The 18200-nt window shown below is 35.9% G+C and carries 13 protein-coding genes and 1 pseudogene; 3 read left to right on the top strand and 11 right to left on the bottom strand.

Annotated features, from left to right (window positions below; translation table 11 throughout):
* Positions 1-22: 22 nt before the first annotated feature.
* On the bottom strand, positions 23-913 hold the full coding sequence (locus KTJ72_RS03740) for a magnesium transporter CorA family protein (RefSeq protein ID WP_053792538.1): 891 nt from the start codon (positions 911-913) through the stop codon (positions 23-25).
* 172 nt (positions 914-1085) lie between these two features.
* On the opposite strand from KTJ72_RS03740, the gene KTJ72_RS03745 reads away from it, so the two are divergent.
* Positions 1086-2417, top strand: coding sequence for an MFS transporter (locus tag KTJ72_RS03745; protein WP_238337255.1), 1332 nt, complete (start codon positions 1086-1088; stop codon positions 2415-2417).
* Positions 2418-2464: 47 nt separating this feature from the next.
* On the opposite strand, the gene KTJ72_RS03750 is transcribed toward KTJ72_RS03745, so the two are convergent.
* Both KTJ72_RS03750 and KTJ72_RS03755 read right to left on the bottom strand, forming a co-directional pair.
* Positions 2465-3250 carry a glucose-1-dehydrogenase gene (locus tag KTJ72_RS03750; RefSeq protein WP_054605434.1) on the bottom strand — a complete coding sequence of 262 codons (786 nt, stop codon included), beginning with the start codon at positions 3248-3250 and terminating at the stop codon, positions 2465-2467.
* 74 nt (positions 3251-3324) lie between these two features.
* Positions 3325-4389: an SLC13 family permease gene (locus KTJ72_RS03755; RefSeq protein WP_283249211.1), complete on the bottom strand. Its 1065-nt coding sequence runs from the start codon at positions 4387-4389 to the stop codon at positions 3325-3327.
* 197 nt (positions 4390-4586) lie between these two features.
* Here KTJ72_RS03755 and KTJ72_RS03760 point away from each other — a divergent pair, with 197 nt between their 5' ends.
* Positions 4587-6623, top strand: a complete 2037-nt coding sequence (locus tag KTJ72_RS03760) for a KUP/HAK/KT family potassium transporter (RefSeq protein ID WP_094751128.1) — start codon at positions 4587-4589, stop codon at positions 6621-6623.
* Positions 6624-6666: 43 nt separating this feature from the next.
* Here KTJ72_RS03760 and KTJ72_RS03765 read toward each other — a convergent pair whose 3' ends face one another.
* From KTJ72_RS03765 to cdaA, 8 genes and pseudogenes are all read right to left on the bottom strand, one after another.
* Positions 6667-7854, bottom strand: coding sequence for an aminotransferase-like domain-containing protein (locus KTJ72_RS03765; RefSeq protein ID WP_057197607.1), 1188 nt, complete (start codon positions 7852-7854; stop codon positions 6667-6669).
* A gap of 658 nt (positions 7855-8512) precedes the next feature.
* Positions 8513-8821, bottom strand: a complete 309-nt coding sequence (locus KTJ72_RS03770; protein ID WP_034532024.1) for a hypothetical protein — start codon at positions 8819-8821, stop codon at positions 8513-8515.
* Between the two features lie 189 nt (positions 8822-9010).
* Positions 9011-10048: pseudogene (locus KTJ72_RS03775) on the bottom strand (ABC transporter ATP-binding protein); the annotation flags it as partial.
* A 65-nt stretch (positions 10049-10113) separates the two neighbouring features.
* Entirely contained in the window at positions 10114-11736 is a 1623-nt protein-coding gene (locus tag KTJ72_RS03780) for a glycoside hydrolase family 73 protein (RefSeq protein ID WP_217304181.1), read from the bottom strand.
* A 292-nt stretch (positions 11737-12028) separates the two neighbouring features.
* Positions 12029-13852, bottom strand: coding sequence for a glutamine--fructose-6-phosphate transaminase (isomerizing) (gene glmS, locus KTJ72_RS03785; RefSeq protein ID WP_041152558.1), 1824 nt, complete (start codon positions 13850-13852; stop codon positions 12029-12031).
* A 304-nt stretch (positions 13853-14156) separates the two neighbouring features.
* Positions 14157-15509, bottom strand: coding sequence for a phosphoglucosamine mutase (gene glmM, locus KTJ72_RS03790; RefSeq protein WP_053791578.1), 1353 nt, complete (start codon positions 15507-15509; stop codon positions 14157-14159).
* Between the two features lie 36 nt (positions 15510-15545).
* Positions 15546-16505, bottom strand: coding sequence for a CdaR family protein (locus KTJ72_RS03795; RefSeq protein WP_057197600.1), 960 nt, complete (start codon positions 16503-16505; stop codon positions 15546-15548).
* Entirely contained in the window at positions 16505-17350 is an 846-nt protein-coding gene (gene cdaA / locus KTJ72_RS03800; protein WP_041152555.1) for a diadenylate cyclase CdaA, read from the bottom strand. The genes KTJ72_RS03795 and cdaA overlap by 1 nt, the downstream gene beginning before the upstream one ends.
* A 160-nt stretch (positions 17351-17510) precedes the next feature.
* Here cdaA and KTJ72_RS03805 point away from each other — a divergent pair, with 160 nt between their 5' ends.
* The gene (locus KTJ72_RS03805; RefSeq protein ID WP_094751123.1) at positions 17511-18173 is read left to right on the top strand and encodes a DUF1361 domain-containing protein; all 663 of its coding nucleotides are present in this window, start codon (positions 17511-17513) and stop codon (positions 18171-18173) included.
* Positions 18174-18200: the final 27 nt, after the last annotated feature.

The raw sequence follows: 18200 nt of genomic DNA on the forward strand, positions 1-18200 counted from the left end.
AATGCATAATTAGCTCGTTACTCTATAAGTCGTGATGTTTCTTTAAGTAGTAAATCATCCAGTAGATAATAACTACGGTGATAACTAGTGTGAAGAACCATGACCAACTACTGTTAGCGAATGGTAAGACGTTAACGTTCATACCATAGAATCCACTAATAATTGGTGGAATTGCTAGAATTAATGACCAAACAGTCAACACTTTCATAACATCGTTTAGGTTGTTATTAATGATGTTACTGTATGTATCTTCAATTTGACTGACAATTTCGTCTAGCACATCGAACATGTACTTACTTTCTTCATATTCAACAGCGACGTCATCAATGTGTTGATCTTGACGTTGGTTAAATGAAATTGGAATTTCGAAGTTATCACTAGACTTTTGTAGCTGATTGATTGACATGATATTGGCAGCGGTAGCTGTCTTTAGGTATACCAAGTCGTTCTTTAGAATCGCAATTTCGTTTAGATGACGGTTGTTAACACTATTCTTACTACGCTTGTTTTGTAGATTTTCAACAGATTCGTTGATTTGATCTAGCTTGTTCATGTATGGCTTGTTGATTCTTTGTAGCATATTAAACACCATATCGAACTTGTTACATCTAGTTTCTTGTTTGATACGGTATCTTGAATCACTCTTAGTGATAATTAATTCATTGGTAAATGCAATGACAACCGGTGAAGTTTGTACGTTTTCATCCTGTCCACTGATCAGTGCGCGCATAATCATAACAGAATACTTTTTGACCGGATCATATTCGAAACGTGAATGTTCATGGGCATCTAGCATATACCCTTTTAAGATATTTGGTAATTTGTAGTCATCGATGGTTTCAACAACTTCCTTGGTGTTGGCATCGACCATTTCAACCCATGTTGAATCAGTTAGTTGATGAATTTTAATCAATTAAATTGCCCCCTTTTATTTCGCACGCCAATATAATTTATTATTCCAGTATCACTTTCATCAGTCAAACCATAACATTAATCTTAAAAAAAATTTATGATATACTTTTTTAGTATAAATATAGGAAAGGAACTGATTAATTATCAGCAATTATATCAAAGTCGCATTATTGATGGCTTCAAGTCTATTCATGCAATTTCTAGATGCGACAATCGTAACAACCGCCTTACCGTACATCGGAAGAAGTCTCAATGTGCCAACTTCTTCACTTTCATTAACGGTAAGTATCTACTTTATTACCATGGCAATCTTCATCCCATTAAGTGGATGGATTGCTAAACGAATTGGTAAGAAGAACGCCTGGTTATTAGCAACCTTACTATTCGTCTTAAGTTCATTAGGAGATGCTGTTGCACCGACCTTCTCATTTCTATTAGTGAGTCGTTTCATCCAAGGTTTCGCCGGATCACTAATGACTCCAACCGCTCGTTTAATCATGTTGGAAAAAACACCATCAAACCAATTACTTAGAATGGCTAACTACCTAGTATGGCCTGCACTAATCGCTCCTGCAATTGCACCTATCATTGGTGGGTTCTTCGTTAAGTATCTTACTTGGCAATGGATTTTCTTAATCAACGTTCCAATCGGTTTATTAGCAATTATTATCGGTATTAAATTAGTTGAAAAAGATACTCAAAAGAGCCGCACTAAGTTTGATTTCCTAGGTTTTATCGAAATCGCCATCTCATCTGGTTTCATCCTAATCGGAGCTGAAATCGCCACTTATGGTAGAGAATACTGGCCTACAGCTGGTATCTTGGTCCTAATCGGTTTACTAATGATCTTAGTGGTCGGCCATCATTTATCACATGTGGATAACCCACTATTTGATATCAAAGCCTTAAAGGTTAGCTCATTTAGAATCTATCAAACCGGTGGAACCTTCCTATGGCTATCTGTTGGTGCCCTTCCTTACCTATTAACAGTGTACTTACAAACAGTTTTCCACTGGTCAGCATTGGTTGCTGGATACTATGTCATTTTCGTTTTCATCGGAAACATTGGTATCAAGCCATTTACCAACGTAATTATCAGACATATTAAGTATAAAGCTTCATTATTAATAGCATTATTTACTGTCGGTATCAGTACCGCTGCATTGGCATGGATTCAACCCACTACAATCGGTTTCATTATTGCCGGTTTAGCATTCATTTCAGGTTGTGGTCGTTCACTAGCACTTACTTGCTACAACGCAGTTACATTCTCTGAAATTCCAATGGATGAAAGAAACTCAGCCAATACATTAAGTTCTGTATTACAAACCATGGCACAAGGTTTGGGAGTTTCATTAATCACCGTTGTTGTATCAGCACTATCCAGTTTTGTCAGTGTTAATACCGCATACGAATATGGATTTATCTTCTTAGGAATCCTAATGCTATACCCAATCATCGAAGTATTTATTCAACCTCGTGATTTCGGTAGCAAAGCATTATAAAATAAAAAAGATGGTATCTACTCGATACCATCTTTTTTTGTGGAATTTTATCCACGACCATCTTTAAATTCTGGGTATAGTTTCATACCACCATCAACATAAATGGTTTCACCAGTTACGTATGATGATTCTGTAGAAGCTAACCATGCAGCAGCAGCAGCCACTTCTTCTGGTTTACCAATACGATTCATTGGAACTAATTCAGCAGTCTGTGCGTATAGTTCAGGATCTGCGAACTTCTTAGCATTGATTGGTGTGTTAATTGCACCAGGAGCAATTCCGTTTACACGAATGCCTTGTTCAGCATATTCCTTAGCAACTGTTTCAGTGAATAGTTTGCTACCACCCTTAGATGCAGCATAGTCTGCAAAGTGTGGCCATGAAATCAATTGGTGAACTGAAGACATGTTGATAATGTTTCCTTCACGTTTGTGATCTAAGAAGTAATTCAATGCGGCCTTAGTTCCTAAGAAAGTACCAGTTAGGTTAACATCAATTACTCGTTTCCAATCTTCAAGCGCTAACTTGTGAGTTGGAGTTTCCTTTTCCATTCCAGCATTGTTAATGAATAAATCCATATCACCAAATTCTTCAACAGCTGTCTTAACTAACTTGTTGACATCTTCTTCTTTTGAAACGTCAGCTTGAACGGCAACTGCGTCTCCCCCGTTTTCACGAATTTGGTCAACGGCTTCTTGTGCCCCATTTTGATCTGAATGATAGTTGAACACTAACTTCATGTGTTCTTGTGCCAAACGAAGCGCAATGGCCTTTCCAATTCCCTTTGAGGCACCAGTAACTACTGCTACCTTTCCATTTAAATCTGTGTACATTAAAATCATTCCTTTACAAAATAATTCCTTATTTTAATTATGACACAATTTCCACAAAATGAAATTTTCTGACATCAAATTAAGATAATCTTTAACAATGACAACACTAACAATAATATTAAGTTGATTAAAGTAAAGTCCTTCAAGAATTTTCCACTCGCATGTGATGCATTTAGCGATACCTGTTTGTATGCCAATAAATTGGCCAATGAGGCAACCAAAGTCCCAAGTCCACCAATCGACACTCCATAATAGATGGACGTAAAATCAGCGGAAAATTTGGACAATAACACTGCTGAAGGAACATTACTGATGAACTGACTGGTTAGAATTGATGTTAAATAGGTATGAATGCCGTCTTGAGTGAATTGATGAATCAATGAAACCACCAGGTCAATGCGGCTTAACATCCCCACAATCAAGAAAAAGAACACAAACGACAATAGTAGTGAGTAATCAACATCGGCAATACTCTTTGGCGAAAATAATTCAACTACTACTAATGTAATTAATGTATCAATCCAAATTGAAAACAACGCGAACTGTGCTAGCAATACTAACACAAATAATCCGGCAATCATTAATAGATGGACTTTATTAATCCTGACGTCTTTTGTTGGTGTTTCTTGTAGCGGCTTATTTTCACTGAAGAAGATCAATACTGCCATTGAAATCATCCCCATTACCAACAATATTAATGAGTTGGCAAGAAACGATTGAATAGAGACATGGTAAAACTCAACTAAGAACACGTTTTGTGGATTCCCAATTGGTGTAAAAGCACTCCCTAAATTAGCTGCAATCGTAATTAATACGGTCGGATAAACTATCGATAGTTTTAACTGTTTAGCAATCAATATATATAGTGGCACTAGCGTAATGATGGAAACGTCATTGGTCACAAACATCGACAATACAAATGATGTGATTGTAATATAAGCAGTTATTTGGCGTGTTGTTTGGACATGGTTTATAATCGAGTTACTTATGTAAGCTAAAATCTTTGCTCGTTTAACTAGCGAGATGATTAACATTAGGTTAAACAAGATCATGATGGTGTCTAAATCAATGTCTTTAATGTTCATTGGTTTAAATATTAATAGGATTAAAAAGATTACAACTACAATCTTTAAGACCATATCTGAGATAATATTTTTGAAAATTGTTCGTATCAATTTTTGTACACCGTCCTGGTAATAATATTGATGTTACTAACCTATAATTTAACATTTAAAGGAATGTTTTTCAGATTTTTCTTTAAACTAGCTTAAATAAGTGGTAAATTGTACTTTATCAATGTGTGAATTTTACATAATTACTTTTGGAGGATTTAGTCATGAAAGCTAAATTTGATAAGATTTCCATTATGGGAATGCTAATCACCTTAGGAATTGTCTATGGTGATATCGGTACTTCACCTCTATATGTAATGAATTCAATTATTGGTAATGCTGGTAAGATGGCCAACATCAAACCATTCTACATAATTGGATCAATTTCATTAATCATATGGACATTAATGGTGATTACAACAATTAAATACGTATTGATTACAATGCGTGCTGATAACAACGGTGAAGGTGGTATTTTCGCCCTCTTCGCCTTAGTTAGAAGAAAAGCAAAATGGCTAGTTTGGCCTGCTTTAATCGGTGGTGCTGCATTGTTAGCCGACGGTACCCTAACCCCTGCGGTTTCCGTAACGTCCGCTCTTGAAGGTTTGAAAGGCCAACACTTTGGTCCGATTTCATTTAGTAATTCACAACAAAACGTCTTAATCATTACTTCATGTGTACTTTTGGTTTTGTTCTTAATCCAAAGATTTGGAACTGGAATCATTGGTAACTCATTTGGACCTGTAATGTTTATCTGGTTTACCTTCCTAGCCGTAATGGGAATTGTGAACCTACTAAAATACCCAGCCATCCTAGGTGCCTTTAACCCAGTATATGCGATTGAAATTCTATTCAGTCCCGTTAACAAAGCTGGTATTTTCATTCTAGGTAGTATCTTCTTGGCAACTACCGGTGCTGAAGCATTGTACTCAGACATGGGTCACGTTGGTAAGAAGAACATCTATGGTACTTGGCCATTCGTATACTTTGCCCTAATCATGAACTACTTAGGACAAGGTGCTTGGGTTATCAACAATGCTCATAACCCACAATTTGCTAACTTAAGTAACTTAAACCCATTCTATGAAATGCTTCCTGATTCACTTCGTGGATTTGCGATTGTAATTGCTGCTTTAGCCGCAATCATCGCTTCTCAAGCATTGATTACTGGATCATTTACTTTAGTTGATGAAGCAATTGGTCTTAAGTTCTTACCTCGAATGATTGTTAGACATCCAAGTAACGTTCGTAGCCAAATTTACATTTCAACTGTTAACTGGTTCCTATGTATCGTTACCTTCATCGTCGTTTGGTCATTCGGTAGTTCAGAAAGAATGGAATCTGCATATGGTTTAGCAATTACAATTACTATGCTTATGACTACTGTTCTTCTATTCGAATACCTATCAGGTAAGATGAGAAGACTATGGGCTTTCTTCATCGCTTCATTCTTTGCAGTTATCGAATTTACATTCTTCATTGCAAGTATTGTTAAGTTCGTTCATGGTGGTTTCGTTACTCTAATCATCATGGGTGCTATCCTAATCGTCATGATTTTATGGTACTTCGGTAACAAGCGTCGTGACCATTACGAAAAGGAAAGCGAATATGTTTCACTTACTCACTACAAGGATCAACTATCTGCTTTGAGTGAAGACGAATCAATTCCGCTATACACTTCTAACTTGGTATACATGACTAAGATTAAGAACGACTACCAAATCAAGCGTAGTACAATGTATTCAATCTTAGACAAGGAACCAAAGAGAGCTAAGGTATACTGGTTCGTTACTGTTAATGAAACAAGTAATCCTTATGAAAGTAACTACACTGTTGACTTATTGGATACTAAGAACGTTGTTGACGTTCAACTATACCTTGGATTTAGAAAGCAACAAAGTGTAAGTATCTACCTACACCAAATTGTTAACTACCTAATCAAACAAGGTGTTATTGATCCACAAAAGCAAAAGTATACTTCAAATGGTAAACCTGGTAACGTTGGGGACTTCAAGTTCGTTATTATCAACGAACGTCCTTCTGATTTAGCATTGAACTCAGAAATCAATGCCTTTGACAGACAATTAATCTCTGGACGTATCTTCCTACAAAACATCACTGCTTCCCCTATATCATGGTATGGTTTGGAATTCAGTAATGTTATCGAAGAATCTTCACCACTATTTATTACCATGCAACATGATCAATATTTAGTACAAAGAAAGATTTACCACTCAATTCATACAAGACATAACATATAAAATAAAAAGGACTTACCAAATTGGTAAGTCCTTTTTATTGTGCTTATTTCATCATTTCATCAATGGCTACGGCCATACGGCGAACACCTTCGTGAATTTGATCTGATTTCATGTTGGAGAAGTTCATTCTAAATGTTCCAGGAATTACTTCATCAGGATAGAATGGTTCACCTGGTACAAAGGCAACGTTATGCTTTACACAGTTGTTAAATAAGTCCATGGTATTAACGTTTCCAGGTACTTCTACCCAGATAAACATTCCACCTTCTGGATTACTATGCTTAACACCTGCTGGGAATTGTTCATCAATTTCCTTCAACATAAGAGATGCACGTTCGTAGTAAACGTCTGAAATTGCTTTAATATGTTTATCTAAGTCGTTGTCTTCCATGTATTGAGCAACGATAAATTGTGATAAATTATCTGAATGTAAGTCGGCAGATTGCTTCATAACAACGAACATATCGATAAATTTCTTATCAGCCACAATCCATCCTAATCTCATCCCTGGGGCTAAGATCTTTGAAAATGTGTTCATGTACACCACTGTTCCATTCTTATCAAAGTGTTTAACTGGTGGTACAGCAACACCTGAGTATCTGATTTCACCATATGGGTCATCTTCTAGAATGGTTACACCATGTGCTTCTGCTAATTCAACCATTTTAGCACGACGTTCAGCAGTCATGGTACGACCGGTTGGGTTTTGGAAGTTAGGAATTGTGTAGATGAACTTAGTATCTGGATATTCGCTTAGTTTTTCATCTAAGGCATCCATCTTCATTCCTTCTTCATCCATATCAACACCGACAACCTTGGCTCCATAACTTCTAAATACGTCTAACGCACAAAGATATGTTGGTTTTTCAACTAAGATAACATCACCTTTATCAACCATCATCTTAGCAACTAAGTCAATTGATTGTTCTGAACCAGTGGTAATACAAACATTATCCACAGTGGTTGTTACTTCTTTGTTGGTTTGCATTCGCTCAACGATTAATTCTCGTAAATGTGGATTACCGATTGCAGCGGTATATTGTAATGCTTCAGCGCCGTGTTTTTCAAAAACCTTATCGGCTGCTTCATGCATTTCCTTTACCGGAAATAATTCGGGTGCAGGTAGCCCTCCAGCAAATGAAATGATTTCTGGATCACCAGCTACCTTTAAAATTTCTCCCACCACATCATTATCTACATTCGGTACACGACTTGAAAACTTGAAATCCATACAAAATCACTCCATTCTTAATAAAAAAGTAAACGCCAAATTTTGCGTTAACATTAATATAGTACTGTGCGATTAAAATTTCAATAGTTTTCTAATCGTTTTCTAATAATAATATAAATTATCTATCGAAAACAACGTAAATACAGAATAGAAGGATAATTATTTCGATTATCAGTAAAATAATGCGATATAAGGCCCTTTCTCCTTTTTTATGGGTAAATATGTATGTTGTGTACATAAGCACCATTAGAACGCTAATAATTCCAGCTAGAATAAATCCAACGACATACATTACATTTGATCCACTGATTCCACTAATAATAAAAATGAGTGGAAAAATGTATAATGTGATATTTAATAATATTTCCTTAATAATTGTTTTCATGAATAATACTCTCCCATTGTTAATATCCCTAATCCCTTTGTCGATAAGTGATATCGAATTGTTTTAATAATAACACGACAAATGCCGTACTTTTTTAATTTTTTTCAAATTTTTTATTGTCATACTAAATATCATCATTTATAATAAATAGTACATATTCAAGTCATCCCACTAAATGTTGCTCGTTATTTAGCTATTATTTTTTCGCAGCATTAGAAGTGGACACATATTATAAAAGGAAGTCATCAACCTACCGATGACTTCCTTTTTTTGTTATCCAACGTGATTTTCTTTTAGAATCATGGCCACTTCTTTTTCCATTTCTGGTGTCTTAGTCCATTCTTCAAAATGATCCATGCTTTCATCAGGCATTTCAAAATTTTCGTTAATGTAGTTTTCGTAATTAATAACGTGTTCTGAATGCGGAATGTTTAGTTGCAAGATACGTACTTCCTTAATGAAGCCTCGTTCTGCAGCTAGTTCAGCTCTCCCATTTTGAACCATGTTACTAATTTCCATGTACTTGGTACCATCTAGTCTAGTAATTTGTTCAATTAAATCCAATGTTTCATGACTTTTCATTTCTTTAGCCATCTTAATTTAATCTCCCTTCGCAAAAAAAATCCGTTCAAAGAAAACGGATTTTTTTGATTATTTAATAGTTGCCTTTACTGATGATGTCTTCTTTTCAGTATCGGTCTTTTTATGATGTTTCTTTGTAGTCTTCTTGTTATCTTTAGCAACACCCTTAGGTAATACTAACTTCTTAGTTGGTTTTACGATTGATGCTGGGTGTTCAATAATGTGGCTTAGTGGATGTCCTGAAACGTTAACTAAGCAGAAGAATAAAGTAGCGATAGTTACTAACCAAGTAAATAGAACTGATGTCTTAGGCATCTTTTCACTAATTACTGAGCCGTAGAAACGCTTCTTAACCTTAGCGGCAACATGCTTGTCATCTGGATGTTGTGCTTGTTCTTCTTCAGTAACTTGTCTTTGGTATTCATCGATATCAAAGTCTTTTTGAATTTGTTTTTGTTCTGCTTCAAACTTAGCCTTATCTTTCTTAGATAGCTTCTTGAACCATTCAATAAATTCACGGTACTTAGTAGTTACTTCTTGAGTTTCACCGATCATTCTTAGCTTACCGTAGTTAATCCAAGCAACACGGTCACATAGGAATTCGATTTGTTTTAGTGAGTGAGAAACGAAGATAATAGTCTTACCTTGTTCTTTAAAATCAGCAATCTTGTCCACACACTTTTGGTAGAAAGTATCATCCCCAACAGATAATGCTTCATCAATAATCAAGATATCTGGGTTAATGTGGACGGCAATTGAGAATCCTAAACGTGATTTCATACCTGATGAGTAACTCTTAACAGGTTGGTCCACGAAGTCACCAATATCAGCAAATGAAACGATGTCGTCCATTAATGCATCGATTTCTTCGTTAGTTAAACCTTGCATTAATGACTTCAATCTGATGTTTTCTCTACCAGTTAGGTTTTTTCTTAGGCCTGCACTAATAGCAACGATTGAAGTGTCACCCTTTACATCAACATAACCAGTTGTTTGAGGAATAATTCCAGAAATAATGTTAGAAATAGTTGATTTACCTGAACCGTTAACACCGATTAAGCCAAGTGCCTCACCTGGTTTAACTTCAAAAGATACTCCCATTAGTGACCAGAAATGAGGAACATCAGTCTTAATGGAGAAAAATGATTTTAATTTATCAGCTTGTGTTTTGAACAAATCGTACTCTTTAGTTACGTTTTGAACCTTAATCTTATAATCTTCAGTCATTCTTAATACTTCCTATATTTTATTTCGATTTAATCATTATAAAACTAACTACTAATTATATCAAATTAATAAAAAAGTAGTGACTTGGCAGAAATCCAATAATTCTTATGATTTAAAACGATACGATACCAAGTAGTGTTGTACTCCGTTCTAATTCCCTTTAAATTAACGCTAACCTTGTAATCCTTTGGCACCTTCACTTGTGACCAAGCAGTCTTTTGAATGTGCTTAGAAGTACCAGGAATGTGGTTGTATAGAGCAAACTTACCGTAGTTGTTCAAATATGCATGACCTGATGCCTTTGAATAAACAGATGACTTAGTGGTTGTCTTCTTTTTTGCAACCTTCTTAGCCTTCTTTTTTGTAACTTTCTTTTTCGCTACTTTCTTTTCGGCCTTGTTATAAGTAACACCAGTCTTGTTTACCCAAACATCTCCTAGATTGGAAACATTAATACGATACCAAGTGTTTTCCTTACCGTGATAAGTGTAGGTAGCAATTTGGTTTACGTTAAATGTTTGATCCTTATAACTATTAGAGGAGCCTAGTGATTTAGCTAATGTTTGAGAATTGAAAACATTGCTGTATAGTCCACGGTTTGCATGACTTAGCTTGGCCTTCCCATTGTATTGCTTAACGTGAATGGTTGGAAAATCAATGGCCTTAGCACTTACCCAATAACTCTTGGCATTCTTACTAGCCTTGATTCGATACCATGTAGTACTTGCACCCTTGTAGGTACGCACAGCTAAACAATCCACGTAGACGTTACTGCCTTCCTTTAGGTGACTAGGCCAGTTGCCAGTCACATTCTTAGCTGTAGTATCTTTAACGTGAGTATATAAGTTGTAGTTTGCAAACTTAGATGATAATTGGAAAGTTTCTAGCGGATTACCATATGTATAAGTAGCAGTCGCTAGTGTTTTCTTAGGTTTTGTAGTTGTGGATTGAGTGTTAGTAGTATTGTTTGTGTTTGTTGTGTTGCTACTACTATTTGTACTTGGCGTACTTGGAGTATTTGTATTGGTATTAGTTGATGATGTATTACCGTCTAAGGCAGTTAGGTTATAAGTCTTAATTAGATTAATTAACTTAGTAGCATAACTTGGATCAGTTGCATAACCATCCTTTTGGATGTTGGTGGCAGCTTCGATTCCGTCCTTAGCTTGTGACTTAAATACGTTGGCATAACGTGAGTTAACAGTTAAGAAAGTGGCATATCCTTGAAGACTGTCCACCACACTGTTGTAACTCTTGAAATATGCATAGGTGCTGTAAGCCTGGCCCTTGGAGTTGTATTCCGAGGTCTTTAACTTAACACCGGTACCATCAAATGATTTAATACCAAACAAGTTATTGGCAATTTGCGTCAAGTAACTGGTTCCATAACCACTTTCTAGCGCTGCTTGAGCAACCATTGTTGAAGCATATAGATTATTGCTATTGGCAATAGATTGAGCAATTGGTGAAATTGTTGAAATAAAGTTGTCAGCAGTTAATTGTGATCCCAAAATGTTATTGATTGAAGAAGCAGCAGTAACATTTGTATTAACAGTAGCTGCAGTGGCAGTATTATTTGCACCATTGTCTAAATCATCCGCATGTGACACGTAAACATGTCCTGCTGAAATAACTGCACTCGCACTCAAGACATACAGCAATGATTTGACGATCGGTTTTCTTCTCATAATTATTCTCTCTCCATTAAAAATCTTTTTATTCTCTCTTATCTCTTTACGCCTCTTCGGCTAGCACTAAGGCGGTTTTGTTGCTCCTTGAACTTATTAAAAGTCTTGTCCGCCTTAGCTTGTTTATTCGAATTGTTTTTTGTTTTCTTGGTAAATTTCATCAAAAACACTCCCAGTTAATGATTATAACATGTCACAGTAAATTTTTATAAAATCTTATAAGAAAAATTAGTCTCTTTTTAATTTTAATCAAATAAAAAAGAGTGCTCAAGGCACCCTTTTGATTATTAAATTATTGAACAGTAACACTCTTAGCAAGGTTTCTTGGATGGTCAACATCTAAGCCCTTGTTCAAACTAGTGTAGTAAGCCAATAGTTGAGCAGGAATAACACTCAATAGTGGTGTTAATAGTTGATCAACGTCCGGAATAACGATGTCATCGTTATCCTTAGCAAGTGATTCAGTAGCAATGGTAATTGCCTTAGCACCACGCGCCATAGTTTCTTCTAAGTTACTTCTAGTCAAACCAGCAGTGTTTGATTGAGTAATGATACCAACAACTGGTGTGTTTTCTTCAATCAAAGCAATGGTTCCGTGTTTTAATTCTCCTGAAGCAAAACCTTCAGCTAGAATGTATGAAATTTCCTTTAGTTTCAATGATGATTCTAGTGAAACGAAGTAGTCAATTCCTCTACCAATGTAGAATGCACGGTTAGCATTTACGAAGTACTTCTTAGAAATTTCGTTAATCATTTCCTTTTCGTCAACGATTGATTGCATACCAGTAGCAACGAAACCTAATTGTTGCTTCAAGTTGAAGTCCTTAGCTGCCTTAACTTCTGATGATTCACCTAAAGCCTTAGCTAGGATTGCTTCAACAGTGATTTGAGCTGTGTATGCCTTAGTTGATGCAACTGAGATTTCTGGACCAGCATGTAATAGTAGTGTGTAGTTTGATTCACGTGAAAGTGTTGAGTTAGCAACGTTTGTAATTGTTAAACTCTTGTAGCCTAATTGGTTTAGGTTAACTAATACTTCACGACTATCAGCTGTTTCACCACTTTGACTTAGGAAGATAAAGAATGGTTTCTTTGAAAGTAGTGGCATGTTGTAAGCAAATTCTGAAGAAACGTGTACTTCAGTAGGTACTTGTGCCAACTTTTCGAATAGTTCCTTACCAACTAAACCGGCATGGTAACTAGTACCAGCAGCGATGATGTATAAACGGTCTGATTCTTTAATTGAGTCTAATAGGTCATCTTCAATTACTGGATCACCGTTTTCGTTTAGGTATTCAGCTGAAAGCTTTCTCATAACGTTTGGTTGTTCGTCAATTTCTTTTAGCATGTAGTATGGATAAGTACCCTTGTCGGTGTCACTAGCATCGATATCAACGTGGAATGGTTGTCTATCGGTTACGACTTCACCATCTTTGTTTTCGATAGTTACTGAATCTGGTTTAACAGTCACAAAGTCACCGTCGTCCAATTCTAGGAAGTCATGAGTAACATTTAGCATTGCTAGAGAATCTGAACATACAACGTTGCAGTCTTCACCTAGACCGATTAATAGCGGACTCTTGTTCTTAGCAACGTAGATAGTATTTGGTTCTTCTCTATCCATTAATTGGAATGCGTATGAAGCACCCTTTAGTAGTGATAGAGTCTTCTTAAATGCTTCCTTAGCATTTAGATTTTCAGTTACAGCGAAGTGATCAACTAATTGAACAACAACTTCTGTATCTGTTTGTGAAGTGAATTCAACGTCACTTAGGTATTTTTCCTTTAGATCACGGTAGTTTTCGATAACACCATTGTGAACTAGGTAGAATCTCTTGTCTTGTGAGAAGTGAGGATGTGCGTTTTCGACAGTTACTCCCCCATGAGTAGCCCATCTAGTATGCGCAATTCCTGCACTTCCGTTAATCTTCATATCATTTACGGCGTCTCTTAGATTACTAATCGCACCGGTTCTCTTTACAAGGTAATCTTTCTTACCTTCATCGTTTACGTATAATCCAGCAGAATCATAACCACGGTATTCTAGCTTTTGTAAACCATTAACTAAAATATCAACGGCATTTTTGTTCCCTGTTACACCAACAATTCCACACATATTATATTTTCCTTTCACTCTTTATTTATTAATTGTTTTAAATAAATTTATATCTTTTTTATCATTTTCGACATATTCTAGATTACAAGTTTTAATTATCAATGTCAATTGATAAATGTCAAATTGGTATAGTTTATGCAAAAAAAGTAAAAAATTGCGTCATGTTGGTATCAATAAGCATAATAGAAACAAAAATTAAGATTAAATTCGACTCATTTTATACCATTTATAAAATTGGTATGGACAAATTCACGGTAAAAAATGACAATAAAAAAAGCAATCTAATTAGATTGCTTTTAATTTTTTATTCAATTCCAAAACGTTCTTGAACAACGTCTGCAATACGTTTAGTGTAGCCATCTACTAATTCTTGTGTTGGGGCTTCTGCCATCACACGTAGAAGTGGTTCAGTACCACTAGGACGAACTAGAACACGACCGTCACCGTTCATTTCTTTTTCAACTTCAGCGATAACTGCTTTAACTTGATCATCAGCTTGAGCACCATCTTTGTCGCTAACCTTAACGTTGATTAGTTGTTGTGGATACTTAGTTACTTCACCAGCAAGTTCTGATAACTTCTTACCAGTGTCCTTCATTACGTGTAGTAATTGTAAACTGGTTAGTAATCCATCACCGGTAGTGTTGAAGTCTAAGAAGACGATGTGTCCTGATTGTTCTCCCCCTAAGTTGTAACCAGATTTGTTCATTTCTTCAACAACATATCTGTCTCCAACCTTGGTTTGAACATTGTGCATACCGTTTGCTTCCATTGCCTTGTACATACCTAAGTTACTCATAACTGTAGTTACCACAGTGTCTTGTTTTAAACGACCGTGATCTGACATGTACTTACCACAAATGTACATAATCTTGTCACCGTCGACTAGTTCACCGTTTTCATCAACAGCTAAACAACGGTCACCATCACCATCAAATGCTAGTCCAATTTCAGCACCTTGTTCGACAACCATCTTTTGTAGTTGTTCTGGGTGAGTTGAACCAACTTGGTCGTTAATGTTAATACCATTTGGCATAGTTGCCATGGTTTCAAATTCGATACCTAAGTCAGCGTATAAACGAGATACTAAATTGCTTGTTGCACCGTTTGCTGAGTCAACGCAAATCTTCATGCCTGATAAATCATCAGGAACAGTTTGTTCTAGGAAACGAATGTATTTTTGACTACCTTCTGAATAATCATCAACGCTACCTAGACCCTTAGCTGATGGACGTGGTAAATCATCCTTGTCAGCTTCTAGAATTGCTTCAATTTCTTCTTCTAATTCATCTGATAACTTGTAACCATCTGAACCGAAGAACTTGATACCGTTGTATTCCGCTGGGTTATGTGATGCTGTAATCATAACACCGGCAGCAGCACCTTGAGTTCTAACAAGGTATGCAACACCTGGAGTTGTAACAACACCCAATTGAAGAACTTCAATTCCGACTGATAGTAGACCAGCAATTAAAGCACTTTCTAGCATTTGACCAGAAATTCTTGTGTCTCTAGCAACTAATACTTGGGGTTGTCCTTCTGCTTGGCTGTGCTTGGTTAAAATGTAACCACCAGCACGTCCACATTTAAAAGCTAGTTCAGGGCTTAAATCTTTATTAGCTACCCCTCTAACTCCGTCTGTTCCAAAATACTTCATAATTTTATCTCCATTCATCATTCGATTCTTTAAAATCTATTGTGGAATAACTGTTACTTTAATATTTTCAGGATCGAAACCAGTAACGTTATTTAGATTCTTATCTAATTCCACATTAACCACTTTCTTTGATGTAATTCCAGAAACATCAACATAAGCGACTACATTATCAATTGATTCTAGCTCTTTTTTCGTTCCAAAAACCTTCACCTTATCAGTGTCTGATGTTAGTTCATAGTTTTGGTTACTAGAGCCATTTTCAACTTTTAGTTTTAGTGAAACGTTTTTATTATTTCCACTACTTATTGGCAAATTAACAGAAGTTGTTGATGGCGTCAAGATGACGTTAACAATTCGACCCTTTGAGTCTAATGCTTCTAAAACAGCTGAAGAGCTAACTGACTTCTTGGTGTTTTGTGGAATGCTTAGCTTAGCAACAACTTGCTTAATCTTAGCAATTTCGTTGGCTGCTCCAGTCACTTTGACCTTGTTAGTTCCTAGGACTGGTTTGCCAGCTGAATAACCGTCAGCAATGTTAGCTGATTCGTATTCGGCTTTAACTGGGAATTCCACTGTCTTTCTAGGTTGAATATTAACGTAGATATAACTTGGGTTCATGTAGTATCTTAATTCGTTATTTAAACCATCTTGATACAAACGAACCTTATGAGTTCCCACACCTAGTCTGGAAAGATCAGCGTAAACCTTAAAGTTTTGTGTATTGACTGTGGTAGTAACTAACGCTGTGGGTCCTACAATCTTAACTGATACCTTTTCAGGATATCCGGTAACAAAGTATTTGCTGTTATCAACGTTTAATTGTAGTGGCACTGAGATATTAGCTGACTTGTTAGAAGTCAATTGAGTAATGTCTTCAGAGCTACCATAGTTACTGCCTGAACCAAAAAGTTTTGATTGGTTAACATAAGCAAATAATAAGATTGCAAAAATCAATGCCAATAATCTTAGGTACCATGGGCTATTAAACTTCTTCATTACTTTTGCCCCCCTGTTGATTGCTTGATTTTGTCGAACCAATTAAAGATGGTTGTAAATAAGTTCTTATTCATTGAATCTTGCTTAGTAATCAATTGATCACGTAAGAACTTCATATAGTCGTCCTTATTCATTCCACGTAATAACTCGTTGTTCTTCGTAATTGATACTTCCCCTGTTTCTTCAGAGATAACAATGGTTAAGGCATCAGTTACTTCAGAAATACCAACGGCTGCACGGTGTCTAGTTCCCAATTCCTTTGGAATTAGGTTACTTTGTGACAATGGTAGGTATGCAGCTGCTACGGCGACACGGTTATTACTGATAATAACGGCACCATCATGCAATGGTGTGTTTGGAATAAATGTATTAATCAAAAGTTCACCAGTGATATCAGCATCTAACTTAATTCCAGTTTCGATGTAGTCTTCCAATCCGGTATCCATTTGAATGGTCATTAAAGCACCAATTCTACGCTTTGACATATATTGGATGGCTTTATCAAGTTCCAAAATCATCTTTTCATTTTCAACGTTTTGATTTTGTGCGTGCTTAATAATTGAACCACGACCTAAATGTTCTAGGCCACGTCTGATTTCAGGTTGGAAAATAATAATAATCGCGATAACTCCCCAGTTAATAACTTGGTCAGTTAAGTATGATACGGTTGTGAATCCGAAGATTACACTGATAATTTTGACAATGGCAATTACTAAAACACCACGGAATAATTGGACAGCTTTTGTGCCCTTAAGTAAGATAATCACCTCATAGATAATGAACCAAACAACTAAGATATCTAAAAGGTTGCTTAGTGTTAAGATGTTACTCCAATTTATCCCCATACCTATTCCTCCATAATTTCATTCATACTCTATATTATATCACTCATTTTCGTTTATTTTTAGCATTATCATTTTTGATAGAATTTTTAAGTAATAATCATTCAATATTTGCCGTTTAAGGTTTAAAATAGGGTTAACAATATATTGAGGGGTCCAAATCATGTTTAAAAACGCACGTTGGCAAGTACGCCTATTTTTCATTTTGTGGATAATATTTTTATTCGTGGTCGCAAAGCCACCGTTTGAATTTTTAGTATTAAACACCTTCTTGGGTTACATCCCCATTGAACTGAGTTTGGAACTAACAAATAAGTACGTTGAAAAGTCATGGATTTTTTGGCCAATCTTTGCACTTTGGTTAATTTTCTATCCAAATGCTCCCTACCTATTGACCGACTTATTCCATTTATCACTACTTCAACCATATGGAACGAACGGACTACTAAGATTATCAGCTCACATGTGGATGAACTATTCATTCTTAATGATTAGTGCTTTAGGATGTTCAATGCTTGGTTTCTACGGATTATTCCAAATCGTAAACCGTTGCTTCGCATTCTTCTCAATCCATTCTAAAGTGGCGAAAGTGTTGCTAATCTTTGCTTTAAACGTCGTTTCATCAATTGGAATTTACGTTGGTAGATTCCTTAGATTCCACACCATCTACTTATTATTCTCACCTCGCTTGGTGATCAAACAATTAACTGAGATGTGGACGTTGAAAATGTTAGTATTTGTCGTAATCATGACAATCGTTCAATGCTTTATCTACTGGATTTTATACCTAATTCTAAAAGATGTGAAAGAATCAAAAGAATCATAAAAAGACAGTCAATATGGCTGTCTTTTT

The sequence above is a fragment of the Apilactobacillus waqarii genome, assembly GCF_019061205.1.
GTDB classification, from domain to species: domain Bacteria; phylum Bacillota; class Bacilli; order Lactobacillales; family Lactobacillaceae; genus Apilactobacillus; species Apilactobacillus waqarii.